General features: G+C 63.2%; 14 protein-coding genes. 9 read left to right on the top strand and 5 right to left on the bottom strand.

Annotation, left to right across the window (positions count from 1 at the left end; translation table 11 throughout):
- The first annotated feature begins 62 nt into the window (after positions 1–62).
- Together EJ079_RS26235 and EJ079_RS26230 are read left to right on the top strand one after the other, a co-directional pair.
- On the top strand, positions 63–647 hold the full coding sequence (locus tag EJ079_RS26235; RefSeq protein WP_127810566.1) for a nitroreductase: 585 nt from the start codon (positions 63–65) through the stop codon (positions 645–647).
- The gene (locus tag EJ079_RS26230; RefSeq protein WP_127810565.1) at positions 648–1,256 is read left to right on the top strand and encodes a flavin reductase family protein; all 609 of its coding nucleotides are present in this window, start codon (positions 648–650) and stop codon (positions 1,254–1,256) included.
- Here the strand turns inward: EJ079_RS26230 and EJ079_RS26225 are convergent.
- A complete protein-coding gene (locus EJ079_RS26225; protein WP_127379837.1) occupies positions 1,253–1,984 on the bottom strand; it encodes a TetR/AcrR family transcriptional regulator in 732 nt (243 codons plus the stop codon). The two genes, EJ079_RS26230 and EJ079_RS26225, sit on opposite strands and share 4 nt — an antisense overlap.
- Before the next feature lie 107 nt (positions 1,985–2,091).
- On the opposite strand from EJ079_RS26225, the gene EJ079_RS26220 reads away from it, so the two are divergent.
- On the top strand, positions 2,092–2,766 hold the full coding sequence (locus EJ079_RS26220; RefSeq protein WP_127272690.1) for an isoprenylcysteine carboxylmethyltransferase family protein: 675 nt from the start codon (positions 2,092–2,094) through the stop codon (positions 2,764–2,766).
- Between the two features lie 7 nt (positions 2,767–2,773).
- On the opposite strand, the gene EJ079_RS26215 is transcribed toward EJ079_RS26220, so the two are convergent.
- Both EJ079_RS26215 and EJ079_RS26210 read right to left on the bottom strand, forming a co-directional pair.
- Positions 2,774–3,655, bottom strand: a complete 882-nt coding sequence (locus tag EJ079_RS26215; RefSeq protein WP_127810564.1) for a CoA ester lyase — start codon at positions 3,653–3,655, stop codon at positions 2,774–2,776.
- Between the two features lie 3 nt (positions 3,656–3,658).
- Complete coding sequence (locus EJ079_RS26210; RefSeq protein ID WP_023810497.1) at positions 3,659–4,111, bottom strand: MaoC family dehydratase; 453 nt, start codon at positions 4,109–4,111, stop codon at positions 3,659–3,661.
- A gap of 150 nt (positions 4,112–4,261) precedes the next feature.
- Between EJ079_RS26210 and EJ079_RS26205 the strand changes: the two genes are divergently transcribed.
- Positions 4,262–5,386, top strand: coding sequence for a DUF2336 domain-containing protein (locus EJ079_RS26205; protein WP_127395787.1), 1,125 nt, complete (start codon positions 4,262–4,264; stop codon positions 5,384–5,386).
- Here EJ079_RS26205 and EJ079_RS26200 read toward each other — a convergent pair.
- Positions 5,383–7,449, bottom strand: coding sequence for an FUSC family protein (locus EJ079_RS26200; protein WP_127395788.1), 2,067 nt, complete (start codon positions 7,447–7,449; stop codon positions 5,383–5,385). The two genes, EJ079_RS26205 and EJ079_RS26200, sit on opposite strands and share 4 nt — an antisense overlap.
- 44 nt (positions 7,450–7,493) lie before the next feature.
- Positions 7,494–9,548, bottom strand: coding sequence for a DNA topoisomerase IV subunit B (gene parE / locus EJ079_RS26195; RefSeq protein WP_127810563.1), 2,055 nt, complete (start codon positions 9,546–9,548; stop codon positions 7,494–7,496).
- A 237-nt stretch (positions 9,549–9,785) separates the two neighbouring features.
- On the opposite strand from parE, the gene cpaB reads away from it, so the two are divergent.
- The 5 genes from cpaB to EJ079_RS26170 are packed head-to-tail and all read left to right on the top strand — an operon-like array spanning position 9,786 to position 15,144.
- Positions 9,786–10,712 (top strand): Flp pilus assembly protein CpaB, encoded by a 927-nt coding sequence (gene cpaB, locus EJ079_RS26190; RefSeq protein ID WP_245481739.1) that lies wholly within the window; start codon positions 9,786–9,788, stop codon positions 10,710–10,712.
- A gap of 30 nt (positions 10,713–10,742) precedes the next feature.
- A complete protein-coding gene (locus tag EJ079_RS26185) occupies positions 10,743–12,188 on the top strand; it encodes a type II and III secretion system protein family protein (RefSeq protein ID WP_127395790.1) in 1,446 nt (481 codons plus the stop codon).
- Between the two features lie 4 nt (positions 12,189–12,192).
- Positions 12,193–12,462, top strand: coding sequence for a hypothetical protein (locus tag EJ079_RS26180; RefSeq protein WP_127269273.1), 270 nt, complete (start codon positions 12,193–12,195; stop codon positions 12,460–12,462).
- 49 nt (positions 12,463–12,511) lie between these two features.
- The gene (locus tag EJ079_RS26175; RefSeq protein WP_013531961.1) at positions 12,512–13,726 is read left to right on the top strand and encodes a CpaE family protein; all 1,215 of its coding nucleotides are present in this window, start codon (positions 12,512–12,514) and stop codon (positions 13,724–13,726) included.
- Complete coding sequence (locus tag EJ079_RS26170) at positions 13,723–15,144, top strand: CpaF family protein (protein ID WP_127810562.1); 1,422 nt, start codon at positions 13,723–13,725, stop codon at positions 15,142–15,144. The genes EJ079_RS26175 and EJ079_RS26170 overlap by 4 nt, the downstream gene beginning before the upstream one ends.
- The last annotated feature ends 1 nt before the right edge of the window (position 15,145 follow it).

Below are 15,145 nucleotides of genomic sequence, written 5' to 3'. Positions count from 1 at the left end.
GCCGCCCGAATCCCCGATGGTGCGCTTCAGCTCAAAACAGAATGTCCAGGAGACTTGCGCCCATGGCGTCGCCGATCATCGACTTCCTGCTCACCCGAAACTCCGCACCGATCCCCGATTTGAAGGAGCCGGCGCCGAGCGATGCGGAGATCGCCACGATGATCGCCGCTGCCTCCCGGGTGCCCGACCATGGCCGGTTGGAGCCCTGGCGCTTCATCCTCTACCGTGGCGACGCCCGCGTCGAGATCGGCAGGCAACTGGCAGCGCTTGCAGAGCAGCGGGAAGGTCCCTTGTCCGAAGGCCGCCGCAACCAAGAACTGGCGCGATTCTCGCGCGCGCCACTGGTGATCGGCGTCGTTTCGATCCCCAGGGACAATCCAAAAATCCCGCAATGGGAAATGTTCCTGTCGGGCGGCATGGCGGCGATGAACCTGATGATAGCAGCGAATGCGCTGGGCTATGGCACCAACATGATCAGCAACTGGTATTCGGATGTGCCGGAGGGCAGGGCGCTGCTGGGGCTGGCGCCGCAGGAGCGGGTCATCGGCTTCATCCATATCGGCTCCTATGCCGGCCCGGCACCGGAGCGGCCCCGGCCCGATCCGGCAAAGCTGTACAGTGACTATTCGGGGCCGTGGGCGGGCTGAATGTTCTACGAACCCTCAAAGGGCCACGGCCTGCCGCATGACCCTTCGAAGGCGATCGTGGCGCCGCGTCCGATCGGCTGGATTTCGACACTGAACAGGGCAGGCGAGGTCAATCTCGCGCCATACTCCTTCTTCAATGCCGTTTCTACGCGGCCTTTCATCGTCTGGTTCTCCTCCGAAGGCGAGAAGGACAGCGCCTCCTTCGCCCAGGAAACCGGCGAGTTCGTCGCCAATCTCGTCGGCCGCGATCTCGCGGAGAAGATGAACCGCACATCGGTCAACGCACCGCGCGGCGTCAACGAGTTCGTCTATGCCGATCTTGCCATGGCGCCGTCTCGGCTGGTGGCGCCGCCGCGCGTGGCGGCAGCGCCGGCCGCGCTCGAATGCCGGGTGACGGAAGTCTTTCGGCCAAAGGCGCTGGACGGATCGCCGACACGCGCTGTGATTGTTGCCGGTGAAGTGGTCGGCGTGCACATCGACGACGCCTTCCTGACAGACGGCCTGTTCGACATCACCAAGGCCGGCAATGTCGCCCGTCTCGGCTATATGGATTATGCCAGCGTCGACGAGGTGTTTTCGATGCGCCGGCCGCGCTGGGACAAGGACTAGATATCAGGCTTGGCCAGCGCCTTGCCGGCACTCTTTCGCCGCCTGGCCGTCATGACGGTGCGCACATAGCCGGGCTCGCCGATCCGGATGCTTCCATCGGGCAGGCCCAGTATGCGGTCGAGAGCGATCTCGTAGAGCCTGACGCGTTTCTCCAGGGCCTCGATCGCGATCTCCATGTCGGCGTCGCTGCCGCCGGCAATTGCCTTGGCAACGACGTCATGCGTGGCCATGCCGAACTGCATGACGATGTCGGCAACACCTTCCGGATCGAAGGTCCTGAAAGTGCCGTCTTCGATCCCTTGCCTGATGATCTTGACCAGCAGAGGTGAAAACGACGCGCTGGCGGCCAGATTGATACGGTGGAAAAGCACCAGATTCTCAGGCCGAAACATCGTCTCGAAAAGAGTCCAAGCTTCGGGCGCGGTCTCGATCTTTGCCCGCCGCGACTGGCTGAGCAGGCCATTCAGGCGGCCAAGCGGGTCTAGGTCCGGATCGTCGATTATGTCTTGCACCCCAGCCAGTGCCTGTCTTGCAAAGCGATCGGCCAATGCTTCCAGAAGAGCCTCCTTGGAGGGGAAGTAGTGATAGAAGGCGCCCTTCGAGACGCCGGCGGACGCAATCACGTCGTTGAGGCTCGCTTTGTCATAGCCCTGCGTCAGGAAAAGGGTCTGGGCATGGTCCAGAAGCTCTTCTCGCCTGAACTCTGGATGCTTGATGACACGGGGCATGATGAACCTTCTGCACAGTTCGCTTGAATTACAGACCGCTGGTCGGTATGGTAGACCAATGGTCTGAAATTGCCAGTGCAGTGAGCGGATATCATGAAAGGTCGATCATGATCGCGAAATTGGTCCTCCAAACATTCGTCTGGTTTGGCGCCATGGGCGCCTTGCTCTTCCTGTCGGCCGGCACGCTGCGCTGGCCGGGGGCCTGGGTCTATCTGGTGGGGATGGTGGGGCTCAGTCTCACCTTGGGCGTGGCGCTGGCAAGGCGCGATCCCGGCCTGATGAATGAGCGGTTGAGTTCTCCTATCCAGAAGAATCAGGACACGGCCGACAAGGTCCTGCTGTCCATACTCCTGCTCGCCATCTTTGGTTCGCAGATATTCATGGGATTCGACGTCCGTTTCGGCTGGTCCGTGGTTCCCGTCTGGGTGCAGGTGGTCGGCGCGCTCGTCCTGCTGCTCGGAATCTGGATCTGCTATCTGACGATGCTGGAGAACAGTTTCGCGGCGCCCGTGGTGAAGATCCAGGATGAACGCGGACAACGTGTGATCTCCACGGGGCCTTACAGCTACGTCCGCCATCCGATGTACGCCGGCGCCATCCTTTTCTTCGCCGGCACTGCACTTCTGCTTGGTTCCTGGTGGGGGCTGGCGTCGGTACTCGTGATCGTCGTTCTCCTGGCCATCCGCACCTTCATTGAAGAGAAGACGCTTCGCACCGGCCTGCGCGGCTATGACGACTATGTGGCCCGGGTCCGTTACCGCCTGATCCCATTGGTTTGGTAGCAGGCGCTCATGCGGAAACACCTGCCGCCTTTGCCCGCGCCAGAAGCCGCTCGGCTAGCCGCAGATGCGGTCGATCGAACATCTTGCCGTCAATGCCGACTACGCCGGGATTTCCCGCCGCCGCGAACGCGGCGACGATTGCTGCCGATTGTCTCACGGCCTCGGCCGACGGCGTGAAGGCGGCGTTGATGACCGGCACCTGATCGGGATGGATCGCCATCTTGCCGGTGAAGCCATCGCGCTCGGCCTCGGTGCATTCCGCTTCGAAGGCCGCCATGTCGCGAAAATTCGGGAAGACGGTGTCGATCGCTTCGACCTCCGCCGCACCGGCGGCAAGTATGGTCATGGTGCGAGCGTGTCGGAACACGTCCGTGTAGCGGCCATGCTCGTCGCGGGCGCTGCGCGCGCCGATCGCCGCCGACAGGTCTTCAGCGCCCCAGGTGAGGCCGGCAAGCCGCGCACTGGTCCCGGTATAGGTCGCCGCCGCCAGCACGCCTGCCGGCGTTTCGGTGATGATCGGCAGGATCTTGATCGCGCCGTCGGCCAAGCCATTTTCGGCCTCGCGCACCCTGAGCTTTGCTGACAGATGCTGCACATCCTGGCCGCTGTTCGACTTGGGCAGCATGATGCCGTCGGGTCGTGCCGGCACCAACGCCGCCAGATCGTCATCCGTCAACCCGGTCGTGAGGTCATTGACCCTGACATAGATGGCTGAACTGGTTTGCGCCCTGCGTTCCAGGATGAAGCGCGCCGCCACCTCGCGCGCCAGCGCCTTGTTGTGCGGCGCCACGGAATCTTCGAGGTCGACGATGATCACGTCGGCGCCGGCACCAAAACTTTTTTCCAGTTTCCTCTGGGAATCGCCAGGGACGAACAGCAGCGAACGCATGCGTCAGATCGCCTTCTTCAGCATCATCGCTTGCCTGGTGCATTTGGCGACGAGATCGCCATGCTGGTTGTAGGCGCGATGCTCGAATTCGACGATGCCGCGATCGGGTTTCGACCTGGATTCGCGCACCGAGATGACTGTCGTCTCGACCCGGATGGTGTCGCCATGGAAGACCGGATGCGGAAACACGGTCTCCTTCATGCCGAGATTGGCGACCGTAGTGCCGACTGTGATGTCATTGACCGAAATGCCGATCATCAAGCCGAGCGTGAACAGCGAGTTGACCAGCGGCTTGCCCCATTCGCTCTTGGCGGCGAAATCGAAGTCGATATGCAGCGGCTGCGGGTTCAGCGTCATTACCGAAAACAGCATGTTGTCGCTTTCGGTAACGGTCTTGCGCAGCGTGTGCTGGAAGACATGGCCGACAACGAACTCTTCGAGATAAAGCCCGGCCATTTCTTTCTCCTCAGGTGCTTGACGGTGATAGGCGCTGCAAATCAGCCTCGCAAGCCAGTTAATGAACATGGTGAACGGTTCGTAAACCAATTCTGCCTACGGTCGTCAGTGGGGTCAGAAGCTTCTGACAAGGGGCGTAAGCAGGCGGGCATGGTTGTTGTTTCGCATTTCCTGAAATGGATCTACACGGCCAGGGTGTCGGAGCGTGCAGCGGCGGCGAGCGCTCTGGCCCGGGCCTATATCAATTCCGAATTGCCTTTCGAGGACCGTTGCGCCGCCGAGGCGGCGCTGACGCTATTGCTCGACGATGCCTCGTCGAAGGTGCGGCTGGCGATGGCCGAGGCGCTGTCGATGAGCCACCAAGCGCCAATGCAGATCATCAGCGTGCTGGCCTCCGACCAGCCGGAAGTCGCCGGCGTGGTGCTGGCGCGCTCGCCGCTGCTCACCGACGCCGACCTGATCAACCGCGTGGCCTCAAGTCCGAAGGCGACACAGAAATTGATCGCCGACCGGCCACTCGTCTCGATGGCGCTGTCGGCGGCCATCGCCGAGATCGGCGAGGCGGACGCCTGCGCGGTGCTGCTCGCCAACAGCGGCGCCGACATCGCCTCGCTCAGCTTCCGCCGCATGGCCGAACGGCATGGGCACCTGCCGCTGGTACGCGAGGCGCTGATATCGGATATCAGGCTGCCGGCCGACTGTCGGCATATGCTGCTCGTCAAGCTCGGCGAAATGTTGAAAACGTCGCCACTGGTGATGGCGATGATGGGCGCGGCGCGAGCCGACCGCGTCATGCGCGACGCCTGCGTCAAGGCTTCGGTGACGCTGATAGAAGGCACGCGCCAGGAAGAACATGCGGCCCTGATCGAGCATCTCAGGCTGCGCGGCGACCTTACCGCGAGCTTTCTGATCCGCACCATCGCGCATGGCAAGGTCGATTTCTTCGGCTCGGCGCTGGTCGCGCTCAGCCAGCAGTCCGAACAAAGGGTAAGGGCGCTGCTTGCCGGCGGGCACGATGTCGCCTTGCAGGCGCTGTTCCGCAGCGCAGGACTTGCCGCAGTCACCCATGCCATCATCCTGCGTGCGCTGAAGATCTGGCGCGAGGTTGCCAACGGCAAGCGCGTCGCCGGTGTGCAAGAGGTCAGCTGGCTGATGCTCAAGGAGGAGGGCGGGCAGTCCGCGGAAGGCGATCTTGCCACGCTGGTCAAGTCGATCCATCTCGACGCGCTGCGCGAGAACGCACGCGGCCACGCACTCGCGATAGCGGCGGCTTAGCCTTTATCCCTCGCGAAAAAGTCCGGGAAATCCTCCATCGCCGCGGCAATGATGCGCAGCGATGCTGCGATTTGCAGCAATTCGCCGGTGCCGTTTCGCTCGGCGATGTTCGCTGCGTACTGCCGGGCGACGGCGACGGTCGAGGTCTGTGGATCGCCGGGCGCGCGGAAAAGCAGTTCGCGCGCCAGTCCCCTTAGGAAGTTGGCGATCGAAAGCGCGGTCTCGGATGGAATGGCATGGCTTTGGCTTGCATCGCGCAGCCGAAGGACCTCCAGGCCGACGGTGACGGCGGCGACTCCGCCGCCCAGAACCGCATCGCCCTTCTGACCGGCATTCTGCACCAGCGGCATCAGCTGGTTGATGCGGTCGTAGGCGAGGCTCTCGAAGGCCGACCGCCTCGGCACCCGCTCATGCAGGCAAAGCCGCGCCAGATCCTCGCGCATGGCGCGCACGATGCGGTTGGCCGCGAGCCACGGATCGGCTGGCAGCACGACGATGAAGACACCGATCGCCAGCAGGATGCCGACCAGGATCGACGCCGACCCGGCGAAGAAGGGTACGGGATCGTAGGTCATCGCCTGGTGCGGGCTCAGGAAGGCGAGGAAGTTGATGGCGAAGGCCGTCGCCACGCCGACATAGCGTGGATTGGCCATGGCCAGCGCCGTCGGTACAAGGATGGGCACGACAAACAGCATGAACCAGCCGAAGCCCGGCAAAGCGGGCAGCGCGATCTGGCCGACGAGAAAGGCAAAGGGCAAAGCGAGCAGCGTTCCCTTGAAGAAACCCCAGGCGACCTGCACAGGGTCGGGGCGAGCAGCAAACAGGCTCGATACGACAGCAACGAGGATGACCGTACCGGCCGCTTCCGACCATTTCGTCGTCAACCAGAAGGCCGCGACCAGCAGCGTGGCAAGGGCAGCGCGCACGGCGTTGCGCGACGCGCCGGCGTAATCGCGATGCACCACCAGCGCAGGCTGCCTGCTGCCCCTGGCCGACCGCGTGGCAGGCGCGCGCAAGGCGTCGAGGCCGCGCAGCACCTGCTTGAGCGCATCGGCGAAATCGGCGGCGATGGTCAGGCGGGTGATAGTGCCGACCCTGTCGTCGCCCTGTTCGGTCGAGGCATCGGGCATTTGCCGGGCGTTTCCGGCAATCGCATCGAGCCGAGCCATCCACAGCGCCGTATCGTTCAGCGCGCCGGGCTTGGTCGCCAGCTCGCTGACCAGCGACTGCAGTTCCGAGCGTACCGGAATGAGCGCCGCATTCTTCGGAGCGGCGTGCGAATGCAGCGCGCGTGCCGCCGACAGGGCCGAGAGCAGCTGTCCGATGGTGCGCCGGACCGGATGGGCGCGCGGCGCGAAGCTTGGCGCCTCGAGCCTGGCATAGGCGCGCATCTCGCCGAGCGTCTGGGCATCAGTGATCAGCTTCCGGTGCAGCGCGGACAGCGTTGCCGGGTCGCCGCCGGAGAACGCACCGTCGGCATAGGTGGCAAGATCGAGGATGCAGCGTTTCAGGCGCGAGACGATGGCGTCGCTGGCCAGTTTTGGCAGGATCAGGCGGCTGGTCAGGCCGGCGCAGACAATGCCAAGCACGATCTCGGCACATCGCGCGATCGCGAGGTCGACGACGAGATGCGGCTGTCCGAAGGCGGGCAGGCCGATGATCATTGCGGTGTAGCCGGCGAGCGCGGCGCCATAGGCTTCCGGATTGCGCAGCAGCGACGAGACGAAGGTGCAGATGCCGATCCAGACGGCAAGCACCGTCACCAGCACCCAGGGGTTGGTGCCGAATACGGTGGTGATACCGATCGCCGCGACGCCGCCGACCAGCGTGCCGAGCAGCCGGTAGAAGCCCTTCGCCAGCACCATGCCGGCAACCGGCTGGGCGACGATGAACACCGTCATCATGGCCCATTGCGGGTGGTCGAGTTTTAGGGCGTAGGCGGCCAGCAGTGCGATCAGGCCGGCTGAAACGGTGCGAAGAGCGAAAATCCAGTCCGAGCGCGTCGGTTGCGTCAGGTCGGTCAAACTGGTTTCGAAATAGCCTTTCAGCCGTGCCGCAATCACACGCTGGTCTCCATATCAGAAGCGCAAGCTAAACCGGCTGATGGCTAGATATCCAGCACTTCCGCCGCGGCGAATTCGGCGCGTTCCTGGATGAAGCGGAAACGGGCTTCCGGCTTGGTGCCCATCAGTTCATCGACCCTGTCCTTGGTGGCTGAATCGATTTCGTTCACATCGACCCTGAGCAGCGTGCGCTTCCTCGGGTCCATGGTGGTTTCCTTGAGCTGGGCGGCCATCATCTCCCCCAGGCCCTTGAAGCGGCCGAGTTCCACCTTGCCGCGCCCGGTGAATTCGGTGCGCAGGAGCTCGTCCTTGTGCGCGTCGTCGCGGGCATAGGCGACCTTGCCGCCTTGCCTGATCGAGTAAAGCGGCGGCACGGCGAGGTAAAGGTGGCCGCCGCGCACCAGCGCCGGCATCTCCTGGTAGAAGAAGGTGATCAGCAGCGAGGCGATGTGGGCGCCGTCGACGTCTGCGTCGGTCATGATGATGACGCGGTCGTAGCGCAGATCTTCATCGCGGTACTTCGAACGCGTACCGCAGCCGAGCGCCTGGATCAGGTCCGAAATCTGCTGGTTGGCCGCCAGCTTGTCGTTGCCGGCGCTGGCGACGTTGAGGATTTTTCCACGCAGCGGCAGGACGGCCTGGCTGGCGCGGTCGCGCGCCTGCTTGGCAGAGCCGCCGGCGGAGTCACCTTCGACGATGAACAGTTCGGCACCGGCCGCGGCATTCTGCGTGCAATCGGCGAGCTTGCCCGGCAGCCGCAGTTTGCGCACCGCGCTCTTGCGCGACACCTCTTTTTCCTGCCGTCGGCGCACCCTCTCGTCGGCGCGCGCGATCACCCATTCGAGCAGCTTCGAGGCTTCCTGCGGATTGTCGGCCAGCCAATGGTCGAACGGATCGCGGATCGCGGTCTCGACAATTCGAATTGCCTCGATCGTCGCCAGCCTGTCCTTGGTCTGGCCGACGAATTCCGGCTCGCGGATGAACACCGACAGCATGCCCGCCGCCGAGATCATGACGTCTTCCGAGGTCACGATCGAGGCGCGCTTGTTGCCGACGAGATCGGCATAGGCGCGCAGGCCCCGCGTCAGCACGTTGCGGAAGCCGGCTTCGTGGGTGCCGCCTTCGCCGGTCGGGATGGTGTTGCAGTAGGAATTGATGAAGCCGTCGCCGCCGAACCAGGTCACCGCCCATTCGAGCGAGCCATGGCCGCCTTGTTTCTCGCTCTTGCCGGCGAAGATTTCGCGAGTCACCTGGAAGTCGTCGCCGAGCGATGCCTTGAGATAATCCTTCAGGCCGCCGGGAAAATGGAATTCAGCCTTGGCCGGTGTCTGATCTTTTTCCTTGATCAGCGACGGATCGCAGGTCCAGCGGATCTCGACACCACCGAACAAATAGGCTTTCGAGCGCGTCATGCGGTAGAGCCGCGCCGGTTCGAACGCAGCGCCCTTGCCGAAAATCTGCTCGTCGGGGTGGAATCGGATCTTTGTGCCGCGCCGGTTGTGGATTTCGCCCAGTTGCTCCAGGCCGGTCACGGGAACGCCGCGCGAGAATTTTTGTCGATACAGTTGCCGTCCCCGCGCGACCTCGACCTCGAGATGGTCCGACAGCGCGTTGACCACGGACACGCCGACGCCATGCAGGCCGCCTGATGTCTCGTAAACCTTGGAGTCGAACTTGCCGCCCGAATGCAGCGTCGTCATGATCACTTCGAGCGCCGGCTTCTTGAACTTCGGGTGCGGATCGATCGGGATGCCGCGGCCATTGTCGGTCACGGCGAGATAGCCGTCGGCCGAGAGCTCGACATCGATGAAGGTGGCATGGCCGGCTACCGCCTCGTCCATCGAATTGTCGATGACCTCGGCGAACAGATGGTGCATCGCCTTGTCGTCGGTGCCGCCGATATACATGCCTGGCCGGCGGCGCACCGGCTCCAGCCCTTCCAGCACCTCGATGTCGGCAGCGCTATAGCCCTCGCTGCCATCCTTGATTGAGGCAGGACGCTTGGTGGCCTGCACCAGCGGATCCGCCGGGCGCGCCGGTGTGCGAACCGGCTGCGGCTGCTTGTCCATATTGCCGAAGAGATCGTTGTTGTCGTCCATGCCTGCCATAGGGTCCGGTGCTGCGAATCACCTCGCGATACTGCCACGCTTTTCAGCGCCAAGCGACCGAGGTTCCTGTTCCGTTCGGGGATCTGATCCCTCTTAACCCAAAACCATTCGATAACCAAGCTGGCGGAAATAGGTCCGATGCCGCCGCGCAAGATTCCTGATTCTTTAACAATGCGGCCTAGCGTGAGCCCAACAAAACAAGAAACTGCTGATATCAGGGGTTTAGGCGTGAGGGGCAAGGCCATATCGATGATCGGCATCGCCGCCGTTTTCGGGGCGATCTCGATCTTTGCCGCGGATTTCTGGGTCAAAAGCCAGGCCGAGGCCGATTCCGAAGAGAAGACGTCGTCGATCCCGGCACTTGTTGTGCCGAAGGTCGAGTTCAAGACCATCGTGGTGGCGAATGCCCCATTGCGCTACGGCATGGCGCTCGACCGCGCGCAGCTCAGCGAAATCCCGTGGTCGCAAGAGGCCGTGCCGCAGGGCGCCTTCACCACCATCAATGCGTTGCTTGCCGATGGCAGCCGCGTGGTGCTGTCGCCGATCGAGGTCAACGAACCGGTGCTGCTGACCAAGCTGTCCGGTCCGAACGGCCGCGCGACACTCTCCAACATGATGACGCCTGGAATGCGGGCGGTCACCATCCGCACCGATGAGATCGCCGGTGTCGGCGGCTTCGTCACGCCCGGTGACCGCGTGGACGTGGTGCTGACGCGCGATGCCGGCGAAATTCAGGAAGTGGCCAAGAATGCGCAAGGGGCCGCCGGTTCGACCATCACCTCCGAGATCGTCGTCGCCGATGCCAAGGTGCTGAGCGTCGGGCAGGGCGCCGACGAGCGCCAGACGACGCCGCAGATTTCCAATTCGGTGACTATAGAGGTGACGACAGACGGCGCGCAGAAAGTGGCGTTGGCCCGCACCGTCGGCACCTTGTCCCTGTCGCTTCGGTCCGCCAGCGAAGGCGGTGACGGCAAGAACGGCGTCACCACCATCTCCTCCTTCGGCGGATCGGTCGCCTCGGATGTGCAGGCCGCGGCCGGCTCGGTGTTCGACGCCGTCACCAAGGAGCCGGAGAAACCGAAGTTCAAGACGGTCATCGTAACGCGCGGCACGAAGGCCGAGGAATACCAGGTTCCTTCGCGGGACCAGAAATAAGCCAGTGGGGACTGGGTGAGGGACGGGACAATGTTCGGGCTGTTCACATATCGGGTCATGGGGCGGTTGCGCATTTTGCGTGCGGTGGCTGTCGCGTCTTCGCTGGCTGCTGCCGCGATGCTGGCTTTCGGCGCCTCGGCGAGAGCTGACAACGACATCGTCTATGTGTCGTCGACCAAGAATGCGTCGATCAAGGTTGCCAAGGGCAAGCCGAAGACGATCATGACCAGTGCCGCCTTCTACCAGATCGTCATCGGCGACCCGGAGATCGCCAACGTCAATCCGCTGACCGACAAATCCTTCTACGTGCTCGGCAACAATCTCGGCACTACCGGCATTGCGCTGTTCGATGAGAAGAAGCAGCTTGTCGGCACCGTCGACATCGAGGTGACGCTCGACACAGACCAGCTGGCCAGCACCATTCGGGCCAGCGTGCCGGATGCCAGGATCAAGGTCGGATCGGCCAATGGCCGGGTCGTGCTGTCGGGCGAGGCGGATGACGCGGTCGCCGCCGAAAAGGCAAACAAGATCGCGACGCGCTTTTCCGGCGCCGAGGAGGTCATCAACTCGGTCAACATCTCATCGTCGCAGCAGGTCCAGCTCAATGTCCGCTTTGTCGAGATCAACCGCCAGGCGGGTCAGGATCTGGGCGCCAAATACGCCGCCAATTTTGCCTACGGCCTCGGTGGCCGCGACGTCTCGATCGATCCGGGTACAGTGCCGGCCGCCGGCACCGGCGAGATCATCGGCAGGCTTTTGTCGAACGGCGTGTCGATCGATATCGCTATCAAGGCGCTCGAGGAACGCGGTCTCGCCCGTCGGTTGGCCGAGCCGAACCTGATCGCCCGGTCCGGCCAGACGGCGAGCTTTCTCGCCGGCGGCGAATTCCCGATCCCGGTCTCCGAAGACGACGGCAAGATCTCGGTCAGCTACAAGAAATACGGCGTCAGCCTGGATTTCACGCCGACCGTCCTCAAGGATGGGCTGGTCAGTCTGGACATCGCGCCGGAAGTCTCCTCGATCGACGCATCGGCCTCCTACAATATCGGCACCATCTCGGTTCCCGGCTTCATCGTGCGCCGTGCCAGGACGTCGGTCGACCTGAAGAACGGCCAGAGCTTCATGATCGCTGGACTGCTGCAGTCGCAAAACGACATCACCACGTCGCGCATTCCCGGCCTCGGCAAGATGCCGGTGCTTGGGGCGCTGTTTTCCTCGAAATCCTATCAGCGGCGCGAGACCGACCTCGTCATCATCGTGACGCCCTATCTGGTCAAGCCGGTCGATCCGTCGAAGAAGCTCATCGAGCCGACAGATGGCACGCAGCCGGCCAGCAACGCCGACTATTTTCTCAACAACACCGAGGAAGTGAAGGATTCCGATGCCGGTCGCACCGTGGCGCTGGCAGACGGCCGCGTCACTCAACCTGCAGCGGCCGCTTCGGCTGGGCATTTCCTCGACCTGCCGAAGGATTGAAGCCATGCGTCTGGTCTTTGGATCGAGCGTCGCCTTGCTGCTGACCGGCTTTGCCGCCGGCTGCACCAGCGACGACTATGTGCGCAGCGAAGGGCCGACGGCCGGCGCCGGAAATGCGCAGGCCGCCAACACCGTCATGCAGATGGTCGATCCCTGGAAATACGGGGTCCAGAACACCAGGCTCCTGGTGCCGGCCCAACGAGGCAGTGCCGCGGCTGTCACACCCGATCAGGCGGCCGGTGCCAAGGCGTCGCAGTCCAGCACGACCAATTGATCCCACGGGCAACTGATCCAACGGTCGATCGACCTGACAGGCTGACAGAATGGCAAACGGCATCAAGACCAGGAAGATCCTGCTCGTATCGACCGACAGGACATTTGCGCAGGACACGCGCACCGCATTTTCCGCCTCCGAGATCATACAGCTCTCGACGGTGGAGAAGAACGTCACCGAGTTGCGCGGCGAGATCCAGGAAGCCGACTTCGGCGCCATCATCGTCGACATGGATGCGGCAAGGCTGGAGGAGGTCGAGTCGCTGCAGCGCATTATGCGCCGGCTGGAGGACAAGGTTCCGGTCGTCGTCGTCACCCAGGAGTTCAACGCCGCCGCGGTGCGCATTCTGGTGCAGCTCAAGGTCGCGGATTTCCTGGTCAAGCCGATCACCACGGCCGATCTGGTGCGCTCCGTCGTGCGGGCGCTGCAGGGACCCGGGCGCGAGGAAAACACCGAATCGCAGATCTACACCTTCATGCCTGCCGCGGGCGGCGTCGGCACCACCACGCTGGCGCTGCAGACCGCTTTCCAGCTGCATCACTCGGTGACGCGCGGCGCGTCGACCTGCGTCGTCGATCTCAATTTCCAGCAGGGCGCCTGTGCCGAATATCTCGACCTCGAACCGCGTTTCGACATCACCGAGATCGAGAACCAGCCCGAGCGTCTCGACCGGCAACTGCTCGACGTGATGCTGTCCAAGCATGCCAGCGGGCTGTGCGTGCTGGCGGCACCGGCGCATCCAGCAGAGATGCGCTCGTTCAAGACCGATGTCGTGGTGCGCATGCTGGACCTCGTTTCGGCCTATTTCGACAATGTCGTCATCGACATGCCACGCACCTGGTTTCCATGGACGGAAACCGTGCTGCTCGGTTCCAACAAGCTCTACATCGTCGCGGAAATGACGGTGCCGTGCCTGCGCCACACCCAGCGGCTGATCCAGGCGGTCTACGAGACTGCCGGCAAGGAAGTGAAGCCGAACGTCATCGTCAACCGTTTCGAACAGAAGATGTTCGACAACGGCATCAAGCAGGCGGACGTCCAGGAAATTCTCGGCGAGCATTTCGTCGGCGGTATCGCCAACAACTATCGGCTGGTGCGCGAGGCGGTCGATCGCGGCGTGCCGTTGCACGAGATCGATCCAAACGCCAATGTCGTCAACGATCTGAAGAAGATCATCCTGCCGGAGGAGGCGGTCCCAACCCGGGCGAAATCGCGCTCGCTGTTTGGCATGGGCCGTGGATTGCTGAAGAGGAAAGCCGGATGACCAGCCGCTTCTCCGCCCTGCAGAACCGCGATGCGCTTCCGCAGCGCGTGCCTGAGACGACGCCGGTCGCCCATCATGCCGTCGTCATTCCGACCAGCCGAAAGGCTTTGCCGGCAAAGCCGGACACAGCGCCGGCAAAGAATGCCAACAAGGTGCTCGATGCGCGCGTGCGTATCCACCGGCTGCTGCTCGAAGAGATCAATCTTGTCGCGCTGGAGCGTTTGCCGAAGGATGAGATGCGCCGGCAAGTGCATGATTTCGTGTCGGAAAAGACCAAGCAGGAGCGGATGGCGATCAACACCGTCGAGCTTGACGCGCTGGTCGACGACATCGTCGACGAGATGGTCGGCCTCGGTCCGCTCGAGCCGCTGCTCAAGGACCCGGACATCAACGATATCCTGATCAACGGCCACATGAACTGCTTTGTCGAAAAGAAGGGCAAGCTGCAGCCGGTCCACATTCCGTTCAAGGACGAGGCGCATCTCCTGCGCATCGTCAACAAGATCGTCGCCGCGGTTGGTCGCCGCGTCGACGAATCGCAGCCGATGGTCGATGCCCGCATGCTGGACGGCTCGCGCTTCAACGCTGCCATCCGCCCGGTTGCGGTCGATGGGCCGCTGGTGTCGATCCGAAAATTCTCCAAGAACAAGCTCGGCCTGCACAAACTGGTCGAATTCGGCGCCATCACCCAGAACATGGCCGAAGTGCTGGCGGCGGCCGTGCATGCCCGCAAGACGACGATCATTTCGGGCGGTACCGGCACCGGCAAAACGACCATGCTCAATGCGCTGTCGGCCTTCATTCCCGAGGACGAGCGGCTGATCACCATCGAGGACGCGGCCGAGCTCCAACTGCAGCAGCCGCATGTCGCGCGTATGGAAACACGTCCGGCTAACATCGAAGGCCATGGCGAGCTGAAGCAGCGCGACCTGGTCAAGAACGCACTGCGCATGCGCCCCGACCGCGTCATCCTCGGCGAGTGCCGGGGCGAGGAGGCTTTCGACATGCTGCAGGCAATGAACACCGGCCACGAAGGGTCGATGGCGACCATCCATGCCAACACGCCGCGCGACGCCATTTCGCGGCTCGAGCAGATGCTCGGCATGACCGGCATGCCGATGACGGTGCAGTCGATCCGCAGCCAAATCGCCAGCGCGCTCGACCTGATCGTTCAGCTGACGCGCCTGTCCGACGGCAAGCGCAAGGTGACCAGTGTCGCCGAGGTGACCGGCATGGAAGGAGATGTCATCCAGATGCAGGAGATCTTCCGCTTCGTGCGTACCGGCATGGAGGCCGACGGCAGGATTCTGGGCCACTACGAGGCGACCGGCATCCGGCCGCGCTTCCTTGAGGATCTGCGTGCCATGGGCATCGAGTTTCCCGGACGATATTTCGAACCCGGCCGGCCGCAGGAGTAGC

Source organism: Mesorhizobium sp. M7A.F.Ce.TU.012.03.2.1 (assembly GCF_004006095.1).
Taxonomy (GTDB): domain Bacteria; phylum Pseudomonadota; class Alphaproteobacteria; order Rhizobiales; family Rhizobiaceae; genus Mesorhizobium.
The sequence above is the reverse complement of the archived record's forward strand: the minus strand, read 5'-3'. Positions and strand labels throughout refer to the sequence as shown.

Coding starts and splice junctions, on each gene's coding strand:
- EJ079_RS26235 (WP_127810566.1), top strand. CDS start 63: ATGGCGTCGCCGATCATCGACTTCCTGCTCACCCGAAACTCCGCACCG.
- EJ079_RS26230 (WP_127810565.1), top strand. CDS start 648: ATGTTCTACGAACCCTCAAAGGGCCACGGCCTGCCGCATGACCCTTCG.
- EJ079_RS26225 (WP_127379837.1), bottom strand. CDS start 1,984: ATGCCCCGTGTCATCAAGCATCCAGAGTTCAGGCGAGAAGAGCTTCTG.
- EJ079_RS26220 (WP_127272690.1), top strand. CDS start 2,092: ATGATCGCGAAATTGGTCCTCCAAACATTCGTCTGGTTTGGCGCCATG.
- EJ079_RS26215 (WP_127810564.1), bottom strand. CDS start 3,655: ATGCGTTCGCTGCTGTTCGTCCCTGGCGATTCCCAGAGGAAACTGGAA.
- EJ079_RS26210 (WP_023810497.1), bottom strand. CDS start 4,111: ATGGCCGGGCTTTATCTCGAAGAGTTCGTTGTCGGCCATGTCTTCCAG.
- EJ079_RS26205 (WP_127395787.1), top strand. CDS start 4,262: ATGGTTGTTGTTTCGCATTTCCTGAAATGGATCTACACGGCCAGGGTG.
- parE (WP_127810563.1), bottom strand. CDS start 9,548: ATGGACGACAACAACGATCTCTTCGGCAATATGGACAAGCAGCCGCAG.
- EJ079_RS26185 (WP_127395790.1), top strand. CDS start 10,743: ATGTTCGGGCTGTTCACATATCGGGTCATGGGGCGGTTGCGCATTTTG.
- EJ079_RS26180 (WP_127269273.1), top strand. CDS start 12,193: ATGCGTCTGGTCTTTGGATCGAGCGTCGCCTTGCTGCTGACCGGCTTT.
- EJ079_RS26175 (WP_013531961.1), top strand. CDS start 12,512: ATGGCAAACGGCATCAAGACCAGGAAGATCCTGCTCGTATCGACCGAC.
- EJ079_RS26170 (WP_127810562.1), top strand. CDS start 13,723: ATGACCAGCCGCTTCTCCGCCCTGCAGAACCGCGATGCGCTTCCGCAG.